This window comes from Pseudarthrobacter sp. S3, assembly GCF_050156905.1.
In the GTDB taxonomy this organism is placed as follows: domain Bacteria; phylum Actinomycetota; class Actinomycetes; order Actinomycetales; family Micrococcaceae; genus Arthrobacter.
Genome location: NZ_CP189583.1, coordinates 3,194,172 through 3,215,786, shown reverse-complemented (window position 1 = coordinate 3,215,786; position 21,615 = coordinate 3,194,172). Strand labels below are relative to the sequence as shown.

Here is a 21,615-nt window from a genome sequence, read left to right as displayed (position 1 = left end):
AAGCGCGAACGTACAGTTGAGGCCCCGAATCAGGCGCGGATTTGGGGCCTCAAGTGTACGCTCGCGCTCTTCGCCGGAGTAACTTAGGCCTGCGCTGTGAGCTCCAGGTCCAGCGTGTTCTTTTCCACGTAGTCGAGGGCGCACCGTACGGCGCCCACGGTCACGATCGAATCGCCCAGCGGGGACACCGCCACCCGCGGGGGAGTGACGGTGTACTTCGTCAGACGCTCGGCGATCGGCTCCAGCAGCACACCGGCGGAGTTCGCTACCGCCCCGCCAATGACCACGAGTTCGGGGTTGATCATGGTGGCGATGGCCCCGATAACCCTGGCCATCCTGTCGGCCAGCCGTTCAAGGATCTTCAGCGCCACGGCGTCGCCGTCCGCTGCGGCTGCGAAGACGTGCTCTGCTTCGGCGCCTTTGGCGGCGTACTCCCGGAGCGACGTCTTGGCCTTGCCCGCGAGGGCATCGGCCGCCCAGCCGCGCGCCAGCGCCGCAATGCCGAAGGTGTCTCCCACGCCCTCCACCATGTCCAGGAAGGCAAGCTCGCCGGCACCTCCGCCGCGGCCGTGCAGCAGCCGCCCGCCGTCGATCACTCCGGAGCCGAGGCGCTCACTGGCGAGGATGACCACAACGTCGTCGACGCCGGCGGCAGCTCCCCGCCAGCGGTCACCCAGGGCGGCCAGGTTCGCGTCGTTTTCCAGCAGTACAGTCCAGCCCCGACGGTCGCGCAGCGCGGACTTCAGGCCGACGTCGAACAGGCCCCAGAAGTGCTGGGTCACCAGCACCTCGCCGTTGCGGTCCACCGGCGCCGCGATGCCGGCACAGACGGCAAGGACTGATTCGGGGGTGGCCCCCACGCTGTGAAGCGCCAGCATGGCGGCGCGGTCGATGACCGAGATGCGTTCTTCTGCCGAAATTTCGGCGTTGGCGAAGGGCAGGCTTGACCTGCCGAGTGCCTTTCCTCGGAGGTCGGACACCACCACAGTGGCCTTGGAGATGCCGATGTCCATGCCCAGGACGCACCCGGCGCGTTCGTTCAGCTCGAACCGGCGTGCCGGCCTGCCCTTCTGGTAGCCGCCAAACGCCCGCTGGTTCTCCAACTCCCTGATCCAGCCCCGCTCCATGAGGTCCTCGCACACCGAAATGGCCGTGGCACGCGTGAGGCCGGTGGCCTCCATGACCTCCGTGACCGTCACCGCGTCCGACGCGCGCATGAAGTCCAGGACGGCTCCGGCGCTCACGCGCCGCAACAGCTGGGGCGTTGCCGAGGAAACTTCCGACATGGTGTTGACCTCTCTGTGCTTTACACCACATAATACTTGAGGAACTAAATTTAGATTCCAAATAAACAACTTAGAGCATGGTGGGCCGGACGGCCGCCGACCACCGGCTTTCTACCAGCCCTTTGCAAAGGAGCAACTGTGAACTGCATCCCGAAGCACTGCCCGCCCCAGTCCCAGCCCCATCGGCGCCAGTCCCGTACGACAGCCCCCGCCCTGTGACCGCCGCTGTCCCCGTATCACTGCTCAGCAGGCGTTCCCTGCTCCGGGCCGCCGGCCTGGCCGGCGCGGCAGCCATCTTGCCCCTCACCGGCTGCGGCGCCAGCGCCAGTGCCGGCAAGCAGGACGGCGTCACCACCCTCCGTTTTATGCAGAACAAGCCGGAAGTGGTGGACTACTTCAACCAGGTGATCAAGGACTTCGAAGCGCTGAACCCGGACATCAAGGTCATCCAGGACTTCAATGAGGGCAACTTTGTTCCCGGCCTGGTGCGGAACGATCCGCCCGACGTCGTGACCCGCGGCTTCGCCCAGGCCACTGCCGACTTCGTGAAGAAGGGCATCTTCGCCGACCTCGCCGACCTCCCGGCAGCGTCCACCATCAACCCGGAGATGCAGGAGCTGATCAGCTCCTGGGGCCAGTACAACGGCAGCGAGACCAGCGCCCTGCCGTTCTCGGTGGCTGCGGCCGGGGTCATCTACAACCGGGACATCTTTGACGCCAACGGCGTGGCCGTCCCCACCACCTGGGACGAATTCGTGGCGGCCTGCGCAATCTTCAAGGCGGCCGGAATCGTCCCGATTTATGGGACCTACAAGGACCCCTGGACCCTCGCGCAGGGCATGTTTGACTACGTGGCCGGCGGTTCGCTCGACGTCGCCGAATTCTTCACGAATCTCGTGGCCGCCGGTGCCGACATCAGCACCGCCGCCCCCGAATCATTCACCAACAACTTCGGACCGGCCCTGCCCAAGATGCTGCAGTTGGCCTCCTACGCGCAGAACGGTGCAGCCAGCAAGAACTACGCTGACGGCAATGCGGCGTTCGCCAAGGGCCAGGCAGCCATGTACCTGCAGGGCCCGTGGGCGCTGTCCCAGCTTGTCGCCGCCAATCCGGCGATCCGGCTGGGCACCTTCCCGCTGCCCGTCACCAACAACCCGGACGAGACCAAGGCCCGGGTCAACGTGGACATGGCGCTCTTCATCACGAGGAACACCCCGAACATGGCAGCGGCGCAGCGGTTCGTCAGCTACCTGCTGGAGCCGGACGTGGTGAACACCTACAACGAAAAGAACGCCGCCTTCTCACCGCTGAAGGAGGCCCCCGCCGTGACCAACCCGCAGATCAGCGGACTCAACGACTCCATCACGGAAGCCCGTTACTTCCAGGGCGCCGTCACGTATTTCCCGCCCTCAGTTCCGGTGAACAACTACATCCAGTCCTTTGTGTACGGCAAGAACGGCGACCAGTTCCTCTCCGCGCTCGACGACGAATGGCGCCGCGTCGCCGAACGGACAGCGGTCTGATGCCCACCCCGATTCAAGGAGCCCCCATGACCACAACTTCCCTGGCGGCCGAGGCAGCCCCGTCGCGCACAGCATCCGCCGAAAAGCCGCCCGTCCGGTCCAAGGGCCGGATCGATCCCACGTACTACTGGATGGTGGTGCCGGTCCTGGCGCTGTTCGCCTTCTTCATCACCCTGCCTGCACTGGTGGGTGTGTTCTTCAGCCTGACCAACTACGCCGGCTACGGCGACTGGAAGTTCATCGGGCTGTCCAACTACGTCAACATCTTCAAGGATCCGGCGGTCCTGCAGTCCTACATCTTCACGTTCGTCTTTGCCCTGACCACCACCGTGGTGGTCAACGTCGTGGCACTGGCCATCGCTCTTGGCCTGAATGCGAAGATCAAGTGGCGCACCGGCATTCGCACCGTGTTCTTCATCCCCATGGTGCTGTCCGCCCTGATCGTGTCCTTCGTGTTCAACTACCTGTTCTCGAACACGCTTCCGGTCCTGGCTGAGCGGTTCGGCGTCACCCCGTTGGCCACGAGCATCCTCGCCAACGAAAATCTCGCCTGGCTGGCCATTGTGCTGGTCACCGTATGGCAGGCCGCGCCCGGCGCCACCATCATCTACCTCGCCGGCCTCCAGAGCGTGCCCGCCGAAGTCTACGAGGCCGCGGACCTGGACGGGGCCGGCAGCTTCCGGCAGTTCCTCAGCCTCACCCTGCCGCTCATCCTTGGCTACCTGGTGATCAATGTGATCCTCGGCTTCAAGGGATTCCTGGGAACCTACGAGATCATCGTGGGCCTCACCGGCGGCGGTCCCGGCATGGCGACGCAGTCAGTGGCCATGCGCATCTTCTCCGGCTTCACGGGCGGCGACTACTCGTACCAGATGGCCAATGCCGTTATCTACTTTCTGATCACGTTGCTGATCTCCGTCATCCAGTTGCGCCTCATCCAGCGCCGGGGGGTTTCTCTCTAATGACTTCACCAACTCTCACCCGCACCGCCCTCGCCGCCACGAAGGCAACAGCCCGAAGGAACCGCAGGTCCAGCCGCGAGGGCTTCAAGGTCAACTGGTGGCTCGCCGCCCTAATGCTGGTGGCCACGTTGACTGTCCTGCTGCCGCTGTACTTCACCGTGGCCATGGCACTGAAATCCCCGGACCAGATCGGCACTGGGACCGGCCTTGCCTGGCCCAGCCCAATGAACTGGGAAAACTTCGCCGCAGCATATGTGGCCACCAACTTCCCGCGCGCCTTTATGTCCACGGCCTTCGTTACCGTCTTCAGCGTGCTCGGCTCGCTGGCCTGCAGCTCGCTGGTGGCCTACGCCATCGCGCGAAACTGGAACCACCGATTCTTCCGCGGCTCCTTTGTGTACCTTCTGTCCGCCATGTTCATTCCGTTCCCGGTGATCATCCTGCCGCTGATCAAGCAGACGGCATTGCTCGGCCTGGACAACCCGGCTGGCGTCGTCTTCCTGCACGTGCTCGGCGGAATCTCGTTCAACGCGCTCCTCTACATCGCTTTCGTACGCTCCATACCCGCGGAGCTGGAGGAATCGGCCAGGATTGACGGCGCCACCACGCGGCAGGTGTTCCGCAAGATCATCTTCCCGCTGCTGGCCCCCATGAACGCCACGGTGGGCATCTTCGCTTTCCTGGGCTCGTGGAACGACTTTCTGCTGCCGCAGATGATGATCGCCGACCCGTCGCTGCAGACCCTCCCCGTGGTCCAAATGCTGTTCCAGGGCGAATTCAACACGGACTACAGCCTCGCGTTCGCGTCCTACCTGATGGCCATGGCGCCCACACTGGTGGTTTACATCCTGGCCCAACGTTGGGTACTGTCCGGAGTCATGCGCGGGGCCGTTAAATAGCCAGACTTATTCACCCAGCAAGAACAACCCAAACAAGAGAAAAGGATCATCCTTTGTCCACCACTGCCATGCTGGCAACCCTGTCCGATTCCGACCGTCTGGCCGATCCCAACTGGTGGCGCCAGGCCGCGGTTTACCAGATCTATCCCCGCAGTTTCTCCGATTCAAACGGGGACGGCATGGGTGACATCAAGGGCATCACGGCTAAGGTCCCCTACCTGCGGGAACTGGGCATCGACGCCGTATGGCTCAGCCCGTTCTACCCGTCAGCCCTCGCCGATGGTGGATACGATGTTGACGACTACCGCGACGTGGACCCCAAACTGGGCACGCTGGCGGACTTCGACGAGATGGCCAAAGCGCTGCACGCCGCCGGCATCAAGCTGATCGCCGACATTGTCCCCAACCACTCCTCGAACCGGCACAACTGGTTCAAGGAGGCACTCGCCTCGCCGAAGGGTTCCGCCGCGCGCGAGCGCTACATCTTCCGTGACGGTAAAGGACCCAACGGCGAATTTCCGCCGTCGGACTGGGACTCCGTCTTCGGCGGACCCGCCTGGGAACGCATCATCGAGCCCGACGGAACCCCCGGGCAGTGGTACATGCACATCTTCGCCAAGGAGCAGCCGGACCTGAACTGGGCCAGCCGCGAGGTCCGCGATGACTTCCTGAAGACCCTGCGTTTCTGGTCCGACCGCGGCGTGGACGGATTCCGCGTGGACGTTGCCCATGCCCTTACCAAGGACCTCACCGAGCCGCTCCTCTCCAAGCTGGAGCTGACCGAGGCCAACACCGGTACCGACGGGTTCGACGACGGTTCGCACCCGTTCTGGGACCGGGACGACGTGCACGACATCTACGTCGAATGGCGCGAAGTCTTCAACGAATACAACCCGCCACGCACCGCCGTCGCCGAAGCCTGGGTGCATGCCACCCGCCGTGCCCGCTACGCCAGCCCGGAGGGCCTCGGCCAGGCCTTCAACTTCGACCTGCTCCAGGCTGACTTCAACGCCGAGGATTTCCGCGAAATCATCACCCGCAACCTCGCCGAAGCCGCCGCGACCGGCGCTTCCTCCACCTGGGTTTTCTCCAACCACGACGTCGTCCGGCATGCCACACGCTACGGCCTGCCCAAGACGTCCGCACGCAGGAAGCACGCCAAGGGCCAGGACGGCAAGGACTGGCTGCTGGCCGGCGGCCCCAAGGAGGAATTGGACGTGGAGCTCGGCGAGCGCCGTGCCCGCGCCGCCACCCTGCTGATGCTCGCGGTTCCCGGTTCCGCCTACCTGTACCAGGGCGAGGAACTGGGACTGCAGGAAGTGGCAGAGATTCCCGACGCCGAACGCCAGGACCCCGCCTTCTTCCGGAACAAGGGTGTTGAGGTGGGCCGTGACGGCTGCCGCGTGCCGCTGCCGTGGACGGTTGAGGGGACCTCCTTCGGCTTTGGCGACGGCGGCGCGCACCTGCCGCAGCCGGATTGGTTCAGCAAGTACGCGGTGGAGGCGCAGGACGGGGCCGAAAACTCCACCCTGGAGCTGTACCGCACGGCCCTGAAGCTGCGCCGGAATCTCCAAGCCGGGGAGGAGCTGGAATGGGTGGAGACCGGTTCCCCGGATGTCCTGCATTTCCGACGCCCCGGCGGCTGGCAGTCCGTTACCAACTTCGGGGACACCGCCGTCGAACTGCCGGGAGGAGCGCTGCTGGTGAGCAGCTCAGCGCTGGAAGACGGCAAACTGGGCGCCTACAGCACCGCCTGGCTGCGCTGATGCAGGAACTCATCTACGGCTGCATGGGCCTGGGCGGCCGCTGGACCGACGAACCGCACGGAACCGAACATGTGGACCAAGCCGCTGCCGCCGTCGAGGCCGCACTGGATGCCGGCATTACGCTGTTCGACCACGCGGACATCTACCGCAGCGGCAAGTCTGAAGCGGTGTTCGGCGAGGTGCTGGCGGCAACGCCCGGGCTGCGCGACCGGATCCGGCTGCAGACCAAGTCCGGGATCCGCCTCAACGAACGCGGGCTGGCCACGCACTATGACCTCAGCCGGGAATCCATCCTGGAACGGGTGGACGGCAGCCTGAAGAGACTGCAGACGGACTACGTGGACGTCCTCCTGCTGCACCGCCCGGATCCCCTGACGGACCTGGCGGAGGTGGCGGCCGCCGTCGGGCAATTGCTGGCTGACGGCAAGGTGCGGGCGTTGGGGGTGTCCAACATGTCCGGCGCGCAGATCGATGCGCTGCAGGAACGGCTGGAGGTGCCGGTGGTGGCCAACCAGCTGGAGATGAGCCTGCTGAAGCGGGCCTGGCTGGAGAGCCAGGTGCTGGTGAACCATCCGGAATCGGTGGATTACAGCTTCCCGCACGGGACTCTGGAATACTGCAGCAGCAACGGCGTCACCGTGCAGGCTTACGGTGCGCTGGCGCAGGGCCTGTACACCGGGGCAGCTCCGGAAAACCCGACGGCGGCCGAGACTGCCGCGGCCGCGATGGTTGCGGAGCTTGCCGGTCAGTACGGCACCACGGGGGAGGCTGTCCTTCTGGGATGGCTGATGAAGCATCCGGCTGGCATCGCGCCCGTGATCGGCACCGTTAATACGGCGAGAATCGCGGCCTGCGCGGACGCCGCCCGCGTTGCGGAGGCCATGACCCGGGCCGACTGGTACGGGCTATGGGTTGCGGCACGGGGCAGCACCCTCCCCTGAGCCCCGGTGATCGAGCCTGTCGAGATCCAGAGTTTTGACACTAGCTCGTCAGGCTCGATCACGGGGGAAGCCTTATGAGTTGGTCACGGCAAGACGGAACGCTGATGGTAAGTGTCAGAGGCCGTGGTTCGTCAGGGCTTCCATCACCTGATCGATGGTCGGAACGCCGGCAAGACCGTCTGGCGTGAGGTAGATCCTGCAGGCTAGATCGCCGGCCGGCGCCCCGACGGGAAAGATGTCAGCCCCGTCTGCCGTGATCGTTGGAGAACCGGCAAAGCCTGTCCCGGCCGTATCTGCCGAAGTCTTGATGCGCCGCATATGGACGCGGATGTCCTGGCGACCCAAGGCTACCAGGGCGGCTTCCACCTGCTCGAGTGCTTTTGCCACATTCGGGCAGTCATCGATGTGCAGGAGTTCTATTCTCACTTTACTGCCGGTACCCGATTCGGCTACGGCGCAGCAGCCGGAAGCATGGCTTTGCGCAACATCCGACTTCCGGGATGCCGGATCGAGCAAATCGGCCGGTCCGGTCCCCGGCTCAGGGACGGCGCAGCAAACATCCCCTTTCCAGGCGTTGAGGCCTTCGCGAGTGGCGATCCCGGCGATGATCAGTGCCGCGCCGGCGTCTGCCCACCACCATCCCAGTGCGCTGTTGAGAACCAGGCCCACCAGTAGAACGGCGGACAGATATGTGCATAGCAGGGTCTGTTTTGAATCTGCGACCGCGGTTCGGGAGCCAAGTTCTCGGCCCGCTCGGCGTTGGAGCCAGGACAGGACGGGCATGATGGCCAGGGACAGGGCAGCGATCAGAATACCGGGGCTGGAATGCTGTGCCTGGTCGCCTCCGGACAGGGTCCTGACCGAGTCCGCGGCGACGAACAGTGCGAGGGCGAAGAAGGATATCGCGATGAGCCGCAGGGTGATGTGCTCGCGCCGTTCCGGGTCCCGCGCGGAAAACTGCCAGGACAGGGCGACCGCGGAAGCGACCTCGATCAACGAATCAAGCCCGAATCCGACGAGGGCCGAGGAACCGGCCAAGTTGCCCGCCCACAATGCGACCACGGCCTCAACGACGTTGTAGGTGATCGTCGCGGCCGCGAACATGCGGATGCGGCGGCTCAGGACAACACGGCGGTCAGCGGTCGGCCCACTTTGAATTCCCGTGGTCACGCCAGGCACGTCCCGTCGGGTGCGCAGCAGGCAGGATCCACGGACAGCACTACGCCCAACAGATCCATGATCGCGTGGCCCAGCCGTGCATCAGCAAGCTCATACCGGGTCCGCCGGCCGTCCGGGACGGCCACCACCAGGCCGCAGCCCCGCAGGCATGTCAGATGATTGGACATGCTCTGCCGCGAGACGCCCAGTGAATCGGCCAGGTCGGACGGGTATCCGGGCACATCCGCCAAGGCGAGCAGAATCCGCGCCCGGGTAGGGTCGGAGACCGCGTAGCCGAACCGGGCCAGAACCGGGGCACGTACAAGGGTTTCCATCAGTCAATAGTACAGCCAGGAATGTATTCACGGATATATGTATTCAAGGCGGATTTTCAGACGGCGTTGCGTGGTGCGAACATGATTACGACCACCCCGAGCAGGCAGATCACGGAGCCGGTGACATCCCACCGGTCAGGCCGGAACCCATCGAAGATCATGCCCCAGATCAGTGATCCGGCCACGAACACTCCTCCGTAGGCGGCGAGTATCCGGCCGAAGTGGGCGTCCGGCTGCAGGGTCGCGGCGAAGCCGTAGATCCCGAGGGCGAGCACTCCCAGGCCCGCCCACCACCAGTCCTTGCCCTCGCGGACAGACTGCCAAACGAGCCAGGCCCCACCAATTTCGGCCGCGGCGGCGAGGATGAACAACAGAACTGTTTTTGCGATAGTCACGGATTCATCATTGCAGGGCGATTGCCGAGCGTCCTGCCGGTGCGGCTGTGTTGAAAGTTTCCCGCAGCTTGGGTGACCCGGACCTTGAAGCGGCTGAGTTGGCTCGGCACGGACTAGGGGCGATCCGTATGACACACTGCCCGGGACGCGCCGATGGGCTTAGATGGCGGGGGAGCGGCGTTCGATCAAGATCGTGTCCCGCCACTGGCCGGCAAGGGGCCCATGTGACATGCGGGCAATGCGGTTTCTGTGTCCGATGATAACGAAACCGGCGGTCTGGTGGAGGCGGAGGCTGGGTCCGTTCTCGGGAAACACGGTGGCCTGGATCGTCCAGATTCCAGCGCTCTCCGTGGAGTTGATGAGAGCGTTCAGGAGGGCTTTGCCGAGACCGAAGCCGCAGGCTTCCGCGGTCACGTAGATGGAGTGTTCCACTACTCCTGCGTAGGCCGGTCGGGAGGAAGTGGGCGATGCCGCGGCCCAGCCCAGGACTTGACCGTCGGTGGATGCTGCGACGTGGCGGTGGCCGGGCAGCCTGGACCGGTCGAACGAGTCCCAGTCAGGGGCTTGCGTTTCGAAGGTTGCCTGGCCGGTGTCGATACCTTCCTGGTAAATCCGCCGGACTGACGGCCAGTCGGGCGGCTCCATGTTCCGCAGGGTCACCGTGGAGGTCATAAGTTGGCCAGGATGCCGGCGGCGGCGTCGAGGGCGCCGGGGACGAGGGAGTAGTAGGCCCGGGTGCCGCGTTTTTCGCGGTGCAGCAGCCCTGCCTCCACCAGGATTTTCAGGTGGTGGGAGACCGTGGGCTGGCCCAGGTCCAGCGGTGCCGTCAGGTCGCACACGCAGGTTTCGCCGGAAGCATCGGCCCTGACGATGGAGAGCAGCCGCAGCCGGTTCGGATCGGCCAGTGCCTTGAAGACCAGGGCTTTCTGCTGCGCTTCCTCGGCCCCCAGCGCTGTCGGCCCTGCCGGAGTGCGGCAGTCGTCATCCGTGGCCTGGTCGAGGAGGGGCGCCAAGTTCATGTACCCATTATGCCTCAATATTGACTGTCATCAATATATGGGCATTGCGGTTCCGTCGCGGCTCGGCTGCCGGGGGCACCCGGCCCGGCCGGCCGGTGACGTACTAGGAGCTGGCCTTTTCCGACGAGCGCGGAAGGACGACGTCGTCCGCATAGTTCGCGGCGGAGGGGAACAGGAAGAGCAGCAGCCCCAGACCTACGGCTGCCCCGAGCAGCTGCGCCACCACGAAGCCGGGGACGGAGCCCGGCGCGATGCCGGCGAAGGTGTCGCTGAAGATGCGGCCGACCGTCACGGCCGGGTTGGCGAACGACGTCGAGGACGTGAACCAGTAGGCGGCGCCGATATAGGCACCTACCGCCGGAGCCGCAAGGGCGCCCCGGTTGGTCGCGGCCAGGGCGAAAATCAGCAGGACGAGTCCTGCGGTGGCGACGACTTCACCCAACAGGTGCCCGGTGGTGGCACGGTCCTTCATCGAGATGGAGGTTCCCACCTCAAACATGGCGTTCGCGAGCGCGCTGCCGCCGACGGCACCCACGGTTTGTGCAATCGCGTAGGTGCCGAGCTCCGGCAGTGTCAACCCGGTACCGCGGCGCCGCCCCAGGACCCAGTCGACGAGCGAGACCGCGGGGTTGAAATGAGCGCCGCTGACGGGGCCGAGGATGAGGATCAATACAGTCAATCCCAGGAATGTGGCGGTGCTGTTCTGCAGTAGCTGTAGGCCCACGTCACCGGGGGATAGCTGCTGCGCCGCGATCCCGGAACCGACAACGATGGTGACGAGCAGGCCGGTGCCCAGCAGTTCGGCGACGGCGCGGCGCCACAGTGGCGGCTGATTGGAAGTCATGCCAACTAGCTTGACCCACGATATTATCTCAGTCAAAATTGAACCAATGAATACTGAGCCAGCTGAAGCCTTTCAGGCGCGGGTCGCCAAGCATGCCGCCCTCGCGGATCCCGCACGGCTGCGCATCGTGGACCTGCTGACACTGGGTGATCTTTCCCCGACGGAACTGCAGGCCGAGCTCGGGATGCCATCGAATCTGCTCTCCCACCACCTGCGCGCGTTGGAGGGGGCGGGCCTGGCGACCCGTCACCGCTCAGAAGCAGACAGGCGGCGCAGCTACTTCCGGCTCGCCGCCGGTGCGCTCGAAGGGCTCGCTCCGGGGGCCGGGCGCGGGGCCAGCCGCGTGCTTTTCTTGTGCACGCGGAACAGTGCCCGGTCGCAACTGGCCGCCGCGCTCTGGAAGCAGGTCAGCGGAATTCCCTGCATCTCGGCCGGAACGTATCCGGCGGGCAGTATTTCCCCGGGGGCCATCGATGTCGCCCGCCGGCACGGCGTGGCCCTGGCCCACGTTTCCCCGCGCCGGCTGGAGGATGTTGGGCGCGACGACGACTTCATTGTGACCGTGTGCGATAACGCCCATGAGGAGCTCTCCGGTCTTCGCGGTATCCATTGGTCAATTCCGGATCCCCTGCGACTGAACACCAGGGAGGCCTTTGACAATGCCTTTACCGACATTTCACACCGCGTCCGAGACCTGGCGCCCCGACTGCGTGCCGCCTAAACGAGATATTGACAAGCGTCAATATCTAATCCGATACTCACTGTATCGACAAGTATCAATGTTTGGATCCAAGGAGAACCACGTGAGCATCGAAACCGTCAAAAAGCCCTCCGTTCTGTTCGTCTGCGTCCACAACGCCGGCCGGTCCCAGATGGCCGCCGCCTTCCTCGCCACACTCTCCAACGGCGGGATCGAGGTCCGCTCCGCCGGTTCCCAGCCCGCCGGCAAGGTCAACCCGGCCGCCGTCGAGGCCATGGCGGAGCTCGGCATCGACATGTCTGCCGAGATCCCCAAGGTCCTCACCACAGAGGCCGTCAAGGAGTCCGACGTCGTGATCACCATGGGCTGCGGCGACGAGTGCCCTTACTTCCCGGGCAAACGCTACGAAGACTGGGTCCTGGAGGATCCGGCCGGCCAGGGCGTCGAATCCGTCCGGCCCATCCGCGACGAGATCAAGACCCGCATCGAAGAACTCATCGAGTCACTGATCCCGGCGAACAGCTGACGCCGCGGCAGTGCGTTTGCTGGAACCCACCGGTTGGGAGGCCCCCCGCCTGACGGCACTGCCTTGTGGCGGTGAGCTGATTGATCACTACCTTGCCCCGCTGGCCGCGACGCCGGAGATATCCTTCCGGCTCCAGAGGTGCGGCGAACTCCGGCTGAACCTTGACCCCGCCGTCGAAGCACCCGCCCGGCTGGGGCCGCTGATCGAACCCGAATTCCACTCCTGCGGCACGGTCCAGCCGCACGGTGCCAGGCTGCTCGCCCACCCGGAGGCAAACTTCTACATCGTCGGCATGAAGTCCTATGGCCGTGCCCGACGTTTCTGCTGGCTACGGGCTACGAACAGGTCAGGTCTGTCGCCACGGCTCTCGCCGGCGACCAGGCCGCGGCGGGCACTGTTCACCTGGAGTTGCCCGAAACCGGGGTGTGCTCCTCCGATGGCGGCACCAGCTGCGACGTCCCCGCGGCCTCGACAGGTTTCCCTACCGGGCTGGTCCACGGCCTCTCCGCAGAACAGAAAGAAGACACCAACTCATGACCGAAGGCGCCAACTCTCCCCGCATCCTGTTCGTTTGCAGCAAGAACGGCGGCAAATCCCAACTGGCGGCCGGCCTCATGCGCGATCTCGCCGGGAACGACGTCACCGTTTACTCGGCAGGCACCAGGCCGGGCAGCTGCCTGAACAGTGAGGCCGTGGAATCCCTAAACGAGCTCGGCATCGACATCACGGGGGAGCACCCCAAGGCCGTCACTGACGAGGTGCTTGACGCCGTCGACGTCGTTATCGTGCTGGGCACCGAAGCCAAGCTCGAAGCCCGCGAAGGCACCCGCTTCGAAACCTGGGAAACCGACGAACCTTCCACCCGGGGCATCGAAGGCACCGAACGCATGCGGATTGTCCGCGACGATATCAACACCCGCGTCCGAAAGCTCTATGCGGAACTCACGGGCAACTGAGCCTGCCGTATCCCGGTCGCATCTGTATTGTTCGGCACGTCCGGCGCCATGGCTTAGCGCTGGCGGTGCCCGGGCAGATACGGTAGTAGCATGACGTCACCCACCGCCACCGAGACCTTACGCCCCAAGCGCAATATCCCAGCAGAAATCGCCCGTTCGTGGCTTCTGGTCAACGCCATGAAAACCGACCTGTTTGACCAGTCGGCTGTTTCGCGCGCTGACTCGATTATCCTGGACATCGAGGACGCCGTGGACCCGTCGCAAAAGGACGAGGCACGCGGACACGTGATTGACTGGCTCAGCGGCGTCGGCCAGGCCTGGGTCCGCATCAACGATGCCACCAGCCCGTTCTGGGCCGATGACCTGGCAGGGCTGCGCGGTACGCCCGGCCTGCTCGGCGTGATGCTCGCCAAGACCGAATCAGCTGACCAGGTGACCGAAAGCTTCCACCGGATGGACGGCAAGACGCCCGTCATCCCGCTCGTGGAATCGGCGCTCGGCATCGAGGAAGCCAACAACATCGCCAAGGCCCAGGGTGCTTTCCGCCTCGCCTTCGGCTCCGGCGACTTCCGCCGCGACACCGGCATGGCGGCCACCCCGGAGGCCATGGCTTACCCGCGCGCGAAACTGGTGGTTGCCAGCCGCGTCGGCAACCTGCCGGGCCCCATCGACGGCCCCACCGTCGGCACCAACCACCCCATTCTGCGAGAGCAGACCGGCATCACCGTGATGATGGGGATGACCGGCAAGCTGTGCCTGGCCATCGATCAGACCAACGTCATCAACGAGGTCATCAGCCCCACGCCGTCGGACGTCGCCTGGGCCACGGACTTTATGTCCGACTTCGAAGCCAACGGCCGCGTCATCCGCGACGGCTCGGACCTGCCCCGTCTGGGCCGCGCCGAGAAGATCATGAAGCTCGCGGTAGCGTTCGGCGTGCAGCCGGCGCTGTAGCCCCACCCGTACACCCAAAGCACAGGAGACCCCGTGACCGTTACCCGCTATCTGGTTCACGGGGTCTTTTTGGATGGCGCCCCGGCGCAGTCGGTCGGGCACGACGGCGGCAGCCCGGCCGTGCAGGAATCGCTGTTCTGAACCTGCTCGGTAGACTGTCACGGTGCTCAAAGAATTCTGGGAGTCAGCGCCCACCTCGTACAAAGTCCTGGTATTCGGCGCCATGGGCCTCATCGGCGTCGGGATCATCCTGAACCTGGTGGGCAACACCACCAACAACCGTGACCTCGCCATGGCGTCCCTTGCGGTTATCGGCCTGGGCCTGGTCCTGCACATCGTCGGGATTGTGGTGCGGGGCCAGACCATCCGGAAGAACCTCAAGCGTTAGCGGCAGCGTTCCGGAGTACGTGGCTGCGGGCGTGCTCCACAGCCTCGGGCAGGGACGTGAACAGGTGCTTGTGATGCCTCAGTGAGCGGATGACGCCGACGTTGGTCACGAGCTCGAGGTGTTGGGGCTGAACACCTTTCAGCAGGACTGTCACGCCGCGCAGCTCCAGCGCCGAGATGACCTCCACCAGCATGTGGGCTCCGGTGGCGTCGAGCATCCGGACCTGTGACAGTCGGATTATTGCCACCTGGATGTCCCGGACCTGGCTAATTTCCTGCAGGACGCGTTCCGCGGCGCCGAAGAACATGGCCCCGTCCAGCCTGAATAGCGCGATGTGCTCGTCCCCCTCCTCGTGCGGTCCCGGAATCTCTTCACGCTTTACGCTGCTGAGCGTGGCGAACTTCCGCAGCGTAAAGAGGGCCGCGGCGACAAGCCCGATCTCGATGGCCACGATCAGGTCGAAGGTCACGGTAATAAACGCCGTCAGGATGAACACGAAGGCGTCGGCTCGGGTGGAGCGCATGATGGCAGTGACCGTGTGCCGTGACACCATGCGGGTTGCCGTGACCATCAGGATTCCGGCCAGGACCGCCAGCGGGATCTTTCCTACCAGGCCGGCTGCCAGGTAGATGATGGCCAGCAGCACGAGCGCGTGAACAATCGCAGCGAGCCGGGTCTTGGCTCCGGAGCGTACATTGACCGCGGTCCGGGCGATGGCGCCTGTGGCCGGCATGCCGCCGAAGAACCCCGCTGCAACTGAGGCCAGCCCTTGCCCCATGAGTTCCCGGTCCGGACTGTACGCCCCGGAGGGCCTCCCGCCAGGGCCAGCCAGGCCGGCCGCCACCCGTGCGGACAGCAGGGACTCGATAGCGGCAAGTATCGCAATGGACACCGCGGGCATCAGCAGCCCGCCCAGCGCTGCCGGATCAAGGGACGGCATCGATGGTGCGGACAGGGAGTGCGGCAGGGCGCCGATCCGTGGAATGTCCAGCTGCAGCAGCTCGGCCGCCACGGTGGCCAGCAGCACCGCGACCAGGCTCGCGGGCAGGGCTTTGTTCAGCTTCGGGAGCAGGAGCATCACGGCAGCCACACCCACCACGACGCCGAGCGTCTGAAGAACTGCGGGCAAGGTGGCCTGGGAGGCGCTCTCGACGGCGGCCAGCAGGGTGTTGTGGCCCGGTATCCCCGCGGTGCCGGTGGCCATGGGGACCTGCTGGAGGAAGATGATCGCGGCGATGCCGAGCGTGAAGCCCTCCACTACCGGCCACGGGATGAAGGCCACCGCCCGGCCCAGCCCGCTGATGCCCAGGATGGCCACCAGCAGCCCTGCGATCAGGGAGACCAATGCGATGCTGCCGACGCCGTGCGTGGCGACCACCGGGGCCAGCACCACGACCATCGCGCCGGTGGGGCCGGAGACCTGGACGTGCGAGCCGCCCATGACCGCAGCGACCAGGCCGGCCACGACGGCGGTGATGAGTCCGGCTTCGGCGCCGACGCCTGAACTCACTCCGAAGGCCAAAGCCAGCGGCAAGGCCACAATCCCCACGGTGATGCCGGCCAGCAGATCCGTTTTCCAGGACGAACGCAGCCCGTCATAGTCGCGGCGGGACGGCAGGAACCGGCTGAGATGCGCCAGGGCAGCACTCATGAATTTGAACCCTTCAGATGCTCGCTGGGCAGTCCCTGCGCGAGTTTGAGCTGTTCGTTGGAATCGGTCAGGCTGTCGAGGAGGAAGGTCCGTGCGATGGCCAGCAATTCGGCGATCTTCGGGTGGGCCAACCGGTAGGTCACGGTGTTTGCGGAACGGACCGAGGTCACCACCCCGTGCCGGCGCAGGGTGGCGAGATGCTGGGAAAGGTGGGATGCCTCGAGGCCCGTCTCGGCCAGCAGGTAGCTGACGGTGCCCGAGTTGTCCGGCGCCGCGGACAGCAGTTCGAGCACTCGGATCCGCGCCGGGTGGGCGAGGGCCTTGAACAGGTTTGCCTTGATCTCGTATAAGGGGGATTGCGCTGCCGAAATCATCGCTGCCTGTGCTTTCTCGTCACGGCCGAGCGGAGGTACGGCCATGAATTGATGAATTGATGTATTCATCATACCGTAGTGTTATTCCTGTCCTTCCCCATGTCATCAGCGCGGGCGCCCGGACGCGTGCCGCTAGGCTTGATTCCATGACTATCAATCCGGACCTGCAGGGCCGCAGCTACCCTGCCGCAGAGGTTTACGACGTCGGCCGCGAGAAGATCCGCGAGTTCGCCCGCGCGGTCAAGGCCGCGCACCCAGCCCACTTCGACGTCGAGGCCGCCAAGGCCCTGGGGCACAAAGACCTGGTGGCACCGCCCACGTTTGCCATCATCATCGCCCAGCGCGCCGATGCCCAGCTGATCGAGGATCCGGATGCCGGCATCGACTTCTCCCGAGTGGTCCACGCCGACCAGCGTTTCATCCACCACCGCCCCATCGTTGCCGGAGACCGCCTGGTTGCCGAACTGCACGTTGACGGTGTCCGTGCCATGGGCGGCGGCGCCATGATCACCACCCGCCAGGAGATTTTCGCCCTCGCAGCAGACGATTCGCGCGAGTCAGTCGCCACTACCACGTCATCCATCCTCGTCCGTGGAGAGGGACAGTAACCATGAGCCCCAGCATCCACGAACTCAGCGCCGGCCAGGACATCGGCAGCCGCACCGTCGAGGTCACCCGCACCGACCTGGTCAAGTACGCCGGCGCCTCCGGCGACTTCAACCCCATCCACTGGAACGAAGCCTTCGCCACCGGCGTGGAACTGCCCGGCGTTATTGCCCACGGCATGTTCACCATGGGTGCCGCCGTGCAGCTGGTGACCGACTGGGCCGGCGACCCCGCCGCCGTCGTCGACTTCCAGACCCGCTTCACCAAGCCGGTCCTGGTCACGGACACCACCGGAACCTCGGAGGCCGGGGCCACCATTGAGGTCAGCGGCGCCATCGGAAAGCTCGACGCCGAGGCGGGCACCGCCCGCATTGACCTCACCGTGGTTGCTGCCGGCCAGAAAGTGCTGATGAAGGCCCAGGCCGTCGTCAGGCTTTCATGATCCTTTGACCGCCAACACAACCGCCGCTGCCGAGGTCACTGCCTGGCGCAATGCCGTGGTGGTGGCCTATGCCGGCAGCGGATCTGCCCCCGGCACTGTTGGTTTGCTGTTGCTGTGCATGACGCTAGGGTCGTTCGGGTGGCTTTCCCTATAGTGTGGTCTGGTGACTTCCACTTTGCTCTCCGAGCTGACCACCGCCGCCGTCGGAGGACCCGCCGGCAAGTACATTGAGGCCACAACCGAGGCGGTGATCATCGACGCCGTCCGCACGGCGGACGCTGCGGGGGAGCAGGTACTCATCATCGGCGGCGGCTCCAACCTCCTGATTTCCGACGACGGTTTCCCCGGCACCGTGATCAGGATCGCCTCGCAGGGGTTCACCGTCAACGCCGAGGATTCCTGCGGCGGCGTGGCAGTGGTGGTCCAGGCCGGCCACAATTGGGATGCCCTGGTGGAACACGCCGTGCTGCATGCCTGGTCCGGCCTTGAAGCGCTGTCCGGTATCCCGGGCGCCACGGGCGCCACGCCGGTGCAGAACGTCGGTGCCTACGGATCGGACGTCTCCCAAACCATCGCGGCGGTACGCACCTGGGACCGGAGCCGGAACTCGGTCCAGACCTTCACAAACTCCGAGTTGAAGTTCGGCTACCGCGATTCCATTCTGAAGCAGACCACTGTCGAGGGCTCACCCCGCTACGTGGTGCTGACCGTGGAATTCCAGCTCCCGCTGGGCCGGATGAGCGCGCCCATCCGCTACGCCGAACTGGCCCGCTCACTCGGTGTGGAGGCAGGTAAACGGGCTTACTCCAACGATGTCCGCCGGGAAGTCCTGCGGTTGCGGGCCTCCAAGGGCATGGTGCTCAACCCGGCCGACCGGGACACTTATTCCACCGGTTCGTTCTTCACCAACCCGATAGTCCCCGTGGACGTGGCGGCAACGCTGCCGGAGTCCGCGCCGCAGTACCCCGCCGGGGCGGACGGGCTGGTGAAGCTGTCCGCCGCGTGGCTGATCGACCAGGCAGGGTTCGGCAAGGGCTATGGCCTGGAAGGGGTCAGCGCCTCCGGCGGCCGGGCGTCATTGTCCACGAAACATACGCTGGCCATCACCAACCGCGGCACCGCCAGCGCCACGGACATGCTGGCCATCGCGCGCGAGGTGCGCGCCGGCGTCGTCGAACGCTTTGGCATTGAACTTCACCCGGAACCGCTGCTCATTGGCCTGGCGCTCTAGCGTCAGCCTGCCTGGGTGACCGGAGCCAGGAGCCCGTCAACGGCGCCCATCAGCCGGACGTTCGTGGCCATGCCCAGCAGGGCGGCGGCCCAGCCGGTCAGCGCCAAATATGGCCCCATAAAAAGCCAGACCACGAGTCCCGGAAGCCCCGCGTTGCTGGCGGCAGCGAGGACGCAGGCCACCAAACCGATCGATGGCCACGCCGGCCAGGACCGAAATGCTCCCTGCCAGCAGCCATAGCTGTGTTCCGCGCGCGAACAAGTGCCACAAACTCCCCAAAGTCATGGTTACACCCTATCGGGCAAGGCCCTACGATGAGGGCATGGCCGTGAACCGCGTGAGCCCCAAGGTGATGGGCAGGTTGCGCCTTGCCTCTCAAGGACTGATTGGCTCCGGACGTGGCTCTGTTGAGGATGCGGTCCGCTGGATGACGGCCACGCAGGCGCAGGACCTGCAGGCCGCGCTCTGGGCCATCGGCCTCCGCGTTCCGGGTGCAGGGTTGACGGACGTCCGGGCAGCCCTGGACAGTGGCAGCGTGGTCCGGTCCTGGCCGATGCGCGGCACGCTGCACTTTGTAGCTCCCGAGGATCTGCGCTGGATGCTGGGCCTGACCACAGAGCGTCTCAGCCGCATCCTTGCCAGCCGGCACCGGGAACTGGACATCACGTGGGCGGACATCGAGAAATGCCGCGACGTGGCCCTGGAGCGGATCGCGGCCGGCGGTCCCGTGAGCCGGACCGAAGCCTTTGACGTGTTTGAGGCAGCCGGGCAGCCCACCACCGGTCAGCGCGGGATCCATATCCTGGGGACGTTGTGTCGGCACGGATGGTTGGTCCAAGGACCATTGGCCGGGAACCAGCAGCTTCTGGTGGCGTTCGATGACTGGATCCCGGTGTCTCGGGACCTTGAACACCAGGAAGCGATTGCCGAGTTCATGCTGCGTTACTTCCGCAGCCACGGCCCTGCCAGCGTCCGCGACTTCGCATGGTGGACGCAGATTCCCCTGACCGACGCGCGGGCGGCGTTTGAACTCGTCCGCGGGCAGCTGGCGGAGCTGGAATTCGGGGGTGCGAGCTATTGGATGTCATCGGAGACTGCGTCAATGCTCGACGACGGTGTGCCCGGACAGCGGTCTGTCCTCCTGCTTGCGGGCTTCGACGAGTTTGTGCTGGGCTACCAGGACCGCAGCCTCGTCTTGGCGCCGGAGCACGCCAACAAGATCGTCCCGGGCGGCAACGGAGTATTCAAGAAGACAGTCGTGGCAGGGGGAGAAGTGATCGGCACGTGGGCGCGCGCCGGCAGGACCCGGAGCGCCGCAGTCGTGCCTGAACTCTTTGACGAGACGCGACTACTGGGACCCGCCGCTCAGGCGGCTTTCGAGAAGGCGGCCGAACTATACCGCGCGTTCCTCAACACCTGACACTGATAGCAACGCGGGGTCACTTAAGGCCCATCCGACGGTATGGAATGGGCCTTAAGTGACCCCGCGTTGCTGCTTAGAGTGAGGCGGACCTACAGGTTCCCGGTGGCGATGTTGAGCATGCGGCGCAGCGGCTCGGCGGCGCCCCAGAGCAGTTGGTCACCAACGGTGAAGGCGCTGATGTATTCCGGGCCCATTTCCATCTTGCGGATGCGGCCCACGGGGATGTCCAGTGTGCCGGACGCGGCCACGGGGGTCAGGCCTGCCATGGAGTCTTCCTTGGTGTTCGGGATGACCTTGGCCCACTCGTTGTCTTCCGCGAGAAGCTTCTCGATCTCGGCTACGGACAGGTCCTCGCGGAGCTTGAGCGTCAGCGCCTGCGAGTGCGACCGCATGGCGCCGATCCGGATGCACAGGCCGTCCATGATGATCCGGTTTTCGTCCGAGGTGCCCAGGATCTTGTTGGTTTCAGCCCCGGCCTTCCACTCTTCCTTGGACTGTCCGTTGCCCAGGTCCGCATCGATCCACGGGATGAGGGAACCGGCCAGCGGCACGCCGAACTGGGTGGCGTCGATGTCGGTGCGCTGGTGGGCCAGTACCTTGCGGTCAATTTCCAGAATGGCCGACGCCGGGTCGTCCAGTTCGGAGCTGACCTCGGCGTTGAGCGTGCCGAACTGGCTGAGCAGCTCGCGCATGTGCCGGGCGCCGCCGCCGGAGGCCGCCTGGTAGGTCATGGAGGTGCCCCATTCGACGAGGCCGTTCTTGAACAGCCCGCCGAGGCCCATCAGCATGCAGGAAACCGTGCAGTTGCCGCCGATGAAGTCCTTGGTGCCGTTGACCAGGCCCTTATCGATGACGTCGCGGTTGATCGGGTCCAGCACGATGATCGAGTCGTCGTTCATGCGCAGCGTGGAGGCGGCGTCGATCCAGAGGCCGTCCCAGCCGCGGCTGCGCAGCTCGGTGTGCACGCGCTTGGTGTAGTCCCCGCCCTGGGCGGTGACAATGATGGGCAGCTTGGCCAGCGTTTCGACGTCGAACGCGTCCCCAAGCTTGCCGGCCGCGCCGGCGGCAGCACCGGCAATCGACGGGGCGGCAGCTCCCGAGTTTGACGTGGAGAAGAACACCGGGTTGATGTTGGCGAAGTCGCCTTCGTCCTGCATACGCTGCATCAGGACGGAGCCGACCATGCCGCGCCATCCGACCAGGCCGACGGAGGGGGTAGCTGCTGTAGTCATTCGT

General features: G+C 65.3%; 24 protein-coding genes and 2 pseudogenes. 15 read left to right on the top strand and 11 right to left on the bottom strand.

Going from position 1 to position 21,615, the window contains the following annotated elements; genetic code table 11:
- Positions 1 to 83: 83 nt before the first annotated feature.
- Positions 84 to 1,286: an ROK family transcriptional regulator gene (locus ACQCSV_RS15440; protein ID WP_354222818.1), complete on the bottom strand. Its 1,203-nt coding sequence runs from the start codon at positions 1,284 to 1,286 to the stop codon at positions 84 to 86.
- Positions 1,287 to 1,501: 215 nt separating this feature from the next.
- On the opposite strand from ACQCSV_RS15440, the gene ACQCSV_RS15435 reads away from it, so the two are divergent.
- From ACQCSV_RS15435 to ACQCSV_RS15415, 5 genes are read left to right on the top strand one after another with little or no spacing between them, the layout of a single operon-like run.
- The gene (locus ACQCSV_RS15435) at positions 1,502 to 2,809 is read left to right on the top strand and encodes an extracellular solute-binding protein (protein ID WP_354222820.1); all 1,308 of its coding nucleotides are present in this window, start codon (positions 1,502 to 1,504) and stop codon (positions 2,807 to 2,809) included.
- 26 nt (positions 2,810 to 2,835) lie between these two features.
- On the top strand, positions 2,836 to 3,771 hold the full coding sequence (locus tag ACQCSV_RS15430; RefSeq protein WP_354222822.1) for a sugar ABC transporter permease: 936 nt from the start codon (positions 2,836 to 2,838) through the stop codon (positions 3,769 to 3,771).
- Positions 3,771 to 4,670: a carbohydrate ABC transporter permease gene (locus ACQCSV_RS15425; protein ID WP_354222824.1), complete on the top strand. Its 900-nt coding sequence runs from the start codon at positions 3,771 to 3,773 to the stop codon at positions 4,668 to 4,670. The genes ACQCSV_RS15430 and ACQCSV_RS15425 overlap by 1 nt, the downstream gene beginning before the upstream one ends.
- Before the next feature lie 53 nt (positions 4,671 to 4,723).
- Positions 4,724 to 6,436 (top strand): alpha-amylase family glycosyl hydrolase, encoded by a 1,713-nt coding sequence (locus ACQCSV_RS15420; RefSeq protein ID WP_354222826.1) that lies wholly within the window; start codon positions 4,724 to 4,726, stop codon positions 6,434 to 6,436.
- The gene (locus ACQCSV_RS15415) at positions 6,436 to 7,377 is read left to right on the top strand and encodes an aldo/keto reductase (protein ID WP_354153269.1); all 942 of its coding nucleotides are present in this window, start codon (positions 6,436 to 6,438) and stop codon (positions 7,375 to 7,377) included. The genes ACQCSV_RS15420 and ACQCSV_RS15415 overlap by 1 nt, the downstream gene beginning before the upstream one ends.
- A gap of 453 nt (positions 7,378 to 7,830) precedes the next feature.
- Here ACQCSV_RS15415 and ACQCSV_RS15410 read toward each other — a convergent pair.
- The 6 genes and pseudogenes from ACQCSV_RS15410 to ACQCSV_RS15385 form a co-directional block, all read right to left on the bottom strand.
- A pseudogene (locus tag ACQCSV_RS15410) lies at positions 7,831 to 8,481 on the bottom strand (cation diffusion facilitator family transporter); the annotation flags it as partial.
- Between the two features lie 62 nt (positions 8,482 to 8,543).
- Positions 8,544 to 8,870 carry a winged helix-turn-helix domain-containing protein gene (locus ACQCSV_RS15405; RefSeq protein ID WP_354153270.1) on the bottom strand — a complete coding sequence of 109 codons (327 nt, stop codon included), beginning with the start codon at positions 8,868 to 8,870 and terminating at the stop codon, positions 8,544 to 8,546.
- 56 nt (positions 8,871 to 8,926) lie between these two features.
- On the bottom strand, positions 8,927 to 9,265 hold the full coding sequence (locus ACQCSV_RS15400; RefSeq protein ID WP_354153271.1) for a YnfA family protein: 339 nt from the start codon (positions 9,263 to 9,265) through the stop codon (positions 8,927 to 8,929).
- 159 nt (positions 9,266 to 9,424) lie between these two features.
- Positions 9,425 to 9,937, bottom strand: a complete 513-nt coding sequence (locus ACQCSV_RS15395; protein WP_354222828.1) for an N-acetyltransferase family protein — start codon at positions 9,935 to 9,937, stop codon at positions 9,425 to 9,427.
- Entirely contained in the window at positions 9,934 to 10,284 is a 351-nt protein-coding gene (locus ACQCSV_RS15390; RefSeq protein WP_354222829.1) for a metalloregulator ArsR/SmtB family transcription factor, read from the bottom strand. The genes ACQCSV_RS15395 and ACQCSV_RS15390 overlap by 4 nt, the downstream gene beginning before the upstream one ends.
- A gap of 103 nt (positions 10,285 to 10,387) precedes the next feature.
- The gene (locus ACQCSV_RS15385) at positions 10,388 to 11,128 is read right to left on the bottom strand and encodes an MIP/aquaporin family protein (RefSeq protein WP_354153274.1); all 741 of its coding nucleotides are present in this window, start codon (positions 11,126 to 11,128) and stop codon (positions 10,388 to 10,390) included.
- A gap of 46 nt (positions 11,129 to 11,174) precedes the next feature.
- Between ACQCSV_RS15385 and ACQCSV_RS15380 the strand changes: the two genes are divergently transcribed.
- The 6 genes and pseudogenes from ACQCSV_RS15380 (at position 11,175) to ACQCSV_RS15355 (ending at position 14,652) form a co-directional block, all read left to right on the top strand.
- Positions 11,175 to 11,849: a helix-turn-helix domain-containing protein gene (locus ACQCSV_RS15380; protein WP_354222831.1), complete on the top strand. Its 675-nt coding sequence runs from the start codon at positions 11,175 to 11,177 to the stop codon at positions 11,847 to 11,849.
- 82 nt (positions 11,850 to 11,931) lie between these two features.
- Positions 11,932 to 12,354, top strand: coding sequence for an arsenate reductase ArsC (locus ACQCSV_RS15375; RefSeq protein WP_354153276.1), 423 nt, complete (start codon positions 11,932 to 11,934; stop codon positions 12,352 to 12,354).
- A gap of 145 nt (positions 12,355 to 12,499) precedes the next feature.
- Positions 12,500 to 12,891 (top strand): annotated as a pseudogene (locus ACQCSV_RS15370) (flavoprotein); the annotation flags it as partial.
- Positions 12,888 to 13,310 carry a low molecular weight phosphatase family protein gene (locus tag ACQCSV_RS15365; protein ID WP_354153277.1) on the top strand — a complete coding sequence of 141 codons (423 nt, stop codon included), beginning with the start codon at positions 12,888 to 12,890 and terminating at the stop codon, positions 13,308 to 13,310. The pseudogene ACQCSV_RS15370 and the gene ACQCSV_RS15365, both read left to right, overlap by 4 nt.
- Before the next feature lie 90 nt (positions 13,311 to 13,400).
- Positions 13,401 to 14,264, top strand: coding sequence for a CoA ester lyase (locus ACQCSV_RS15360; RefSeq protein ID WP_354222833.1), 864 nt, complete (start codon positions 13,401 to 13,403; stop codon positions 14,262 to 14,264).
- A gap of 163 nt (positions 14,265 to 14,427) precedes the next feature.
- Entirely contained in the window at positions 14,428 to 14,652 is a 225-nt protein-coding gene (locus tag ACQCSV_RS15355) for a DUF3188 domain-containing protein (protein ID WP_160673224.1), read from the top strand.
- Here the strand turns inward: ACQCSV_RS15355 and ACQCSV_RS15350 are convergent.
- Complete coding sequence (locus tag ACQCSV_RS15350; protein WP_426938721.1) at positions 14,642 to 16,303, bottom strand: SulP family inorganic anion transporter; 1,662 nt, start codon at positions 16,301 to 16,303, stop codon at positions 14,642 to 14,644. The genes ACQCSV_RS15355 and ACQCSV_RS15350 overlap by 11 nt on opposite strands.
- Complete coding sequence (locus ACQCSV_RS15345) at positions 16,300 to 16,677, bottom strand: metalloregulator ArsR/SmtB family transcription factor (protein WP_354153768.1); 378 nt, start codon at positions 16,675 to 16,677, stop codon at positions 16,300 to 16,302. The genes ACQCSV_RS15350 and ACQCSV_RS15345 overlap by 4 nt, the downstream gene beginning before the upstream one ends.
- Positions 16,678 to 16,823: 146 nt before the next feature.
- On the opposite strand from ACQCSV_RS15345, the gene ACQCSV_RS15340 reads away from it, so the two are divergent.
- The 3 genes from ACQCSV_RS15340 to ACQCSV_RS15330 all read left to right on the top strand — a co-directional run bounded on the left by ACQCSV_RS15340 (position 16,824) and on the right by ACQCSV_RS15330 (position 18,956).
- Complete coding sequence (locus tag ACQCSV_RS15340; RefSeq protein ID WP_354153279.1) at positions 16,824 to 17,285, top strand: FAS1-like dehydratase domain-containing protein; 462 nt, start codon at positions 16,824 to 16,826, stop codon at positions 17,283 to 17,285.
- Between the two features lie 2 nt (positions 17,286 to 17,287).
- Positions 17,288 to 17,725 carry a MaoC family dehydratase gene (locus ACQCSV_RS15335; protein WP_354153280.1) on the top strand — a complete coding sequence of 146 codons (438 nt, stop codon included), beginning with the start codon at positions 17,288 to 17,290 and terminating at the stop codon, positions 17,723 to 17,725.
- Positions 17,726 to 17,888: 163 nt separating this feature from the next.
- Positions 17,889 to 18,956, top strand: a complete 1,068-nt coding sequence (locus tag ACQCSV_RS15330; RefSeq protein ID WP_354153281.1) for a UDP-N-acetylmuramate dehydrogenase — start codon at positions 17,889 to 17,891, stop codon at positions 18,954 to 18,956.
- A gap of 2 nt (positions 18,957 to 18,958) precedes the next feature.
- Here the strand turns inward: ACQCSV_RS15330 and ACQCSV_RS15325 are convergent, their stop codons facing one another.
- Positions 18,959 to 19,138, bottom strand: a complete 180-nt coding sequence (locus ACQCSV_RS15325; RefSeq protein WP_354153282.1) for a hypothetical protein — start codon at positions 19,136 to 19,138, stop codon at positions 18,959 to 18,961.
- 140 nt (positions 19,139 to 19,278) lie between these two features.
- Here ACQCSV_RS15325 and ACQCSV_RS15320 point away from each other — a divergent pair, with 140 nt between their 5' ends.
- Entirely contained in the window at positions 19,279 to 20,376 is a 1,098-nt protein-coding gene (locus ACQCSV_RS15320; RefSeq protein ID WP_426938720.1) for a winged helix DNA-binding domain-containing protein, read from the top strand.
- A gap of 92 nt (positions 20,377 to 20,468) precedes the next feature.
- On the opposite strand, the gene asd is transcribed toward ACQCSV_RS15320, so the two are convergent.
- Positions 20,469 to 21,611: an aspartate-semialdehyde dehydrogenase gene (asd, locus tag ACQCSV_RS15315; protein WP_354153284.1), complete on the bottom strand. Its 1,143-nt coding sequence runs from the start codon at positions 21,609 to 21,611 to the stop codon at positions 20,469 to 20,471.
- Between the last annotated feature and the right edge of the window lie 4 nt (positions 21,612 to 21,615).

Coding starts and splice junctions, on each gene's coding strand:
- ACQCSV_RS15340 (WP_354153279.1), top strand. CDS start 16,824: ATGACTATCAATCCGGACCTGCAGGGCCGCAGCTACCCTGCCGCAGAG.
- ACQCSV_RS15405 (WP_354153270.1), bottom strand. CDS start 8,870: ATGGAAACCCTTGTACGTGCCCCGGTTCTGGCCCGGTTCGGCTACGCG.
- ACQCSV_RS15320 (WP_426938720.1), top strand. CDS start 19,279: ATGGCCGTGAACCGCGTGAGCCCCAAGGTGATGGGCAGGTTGCGCCTT.
- ACQCSV_RS15385 (WP_354153274.1), bottom strand. CDS start 11,128: ATGACTTCCAATCAGCCGCCACTGTGGCGCCGCGCCGTCGCCGAACTG.
- ACQCSV_RS15415 (WP_354153269.1), top strand. CDS start 6,436: ATGCAGGAACTCATCTACGGCTGCATGGGCCTGGGCGGCCGCTGGACC.
- ACQCSV_RS15380 (WP_354222831.1), top strand. CDS start 11,175: ATGAATACTGAGCCAGCTGAAGCCTTTCAGGCGCGGGTCGCCAAGCAT.
- ACQCSV_RS15360 (WP_354222833.1), top strand. CDS start 13,401: ATGACGTCACCCACCGCCACCGAGACCTTACGCCCCAAGCGCAATATC.
- ACQCSV_RS15345 (WP_354153768.1), bottom strand. CDS start 16,677: ATGATTTCGGCAGCGCAATCCCCCTTATACGAGATCAAGGCAAACCTG.
- ACQCSV_RS15430 (WP_354222822.1), top strand. CDS start 2,836: ATGACCACAACTTCCCTGGCGGCCGAGGCAGCCCCGTCGCGCACAGCA.
- ACQCSV_RS15350 (WP_426938721.1), bottom strand. CDS start 16,303: ATGAGTGCTGCCCTGGCGCATCTCAGCCGGTTCCTGCCGTCCCGCCGC.
- ACQCSV_RS15440 (WP_354222818.1), bottom strand. CDS start 1,286: ATGTCGGAAGTTTCCTCGGCAACGCCCCAGCTGTTGCGGCGCGTGAGC.
- ACQCSV_RS15390 (WP_354222829.1), bottom strand. CDS start 10,284: ATGAACTTGGCGCCCCTCCTCGACCAGGCCACGGATGACGACTGCCGC.
- ACQCSV_RS15365 (WP_354153277.1), top strand. CDS start 12,888: ATGACCGAAGGCGCCAACTCTCCCCGCATCCTGTTCGTTTGCAGCAAG.
- ACQCSV_RS15425 (WP_354222824.1), top strand. CDS start 3,771: ATGACTTCACCAACTCTCACCCGCACCGCCCTCGCCGCCACGAAGGCA.
- ACQCSV_RS15335 (WP_354153280.1), top strand. CDS start 17,288: ATGAGCCCCAGCATCCACGAACTCAGCGCCGGCCAGGACATCGGCAGC.
- asd (WP_354153284.1), bottom strand. CDS start 21,611: ATGACTACAGCAGCTACCCCCTCCGTCGGCCTGGTCGGATGGCGCGGC.
- ACQCSV_RS15395 (WP_354222828.1), bottom strand. CDS start 9,937: ATGACCTCCACGGTGACCCTGCGGAACATGGAGCCGCCCGACTGGCCG.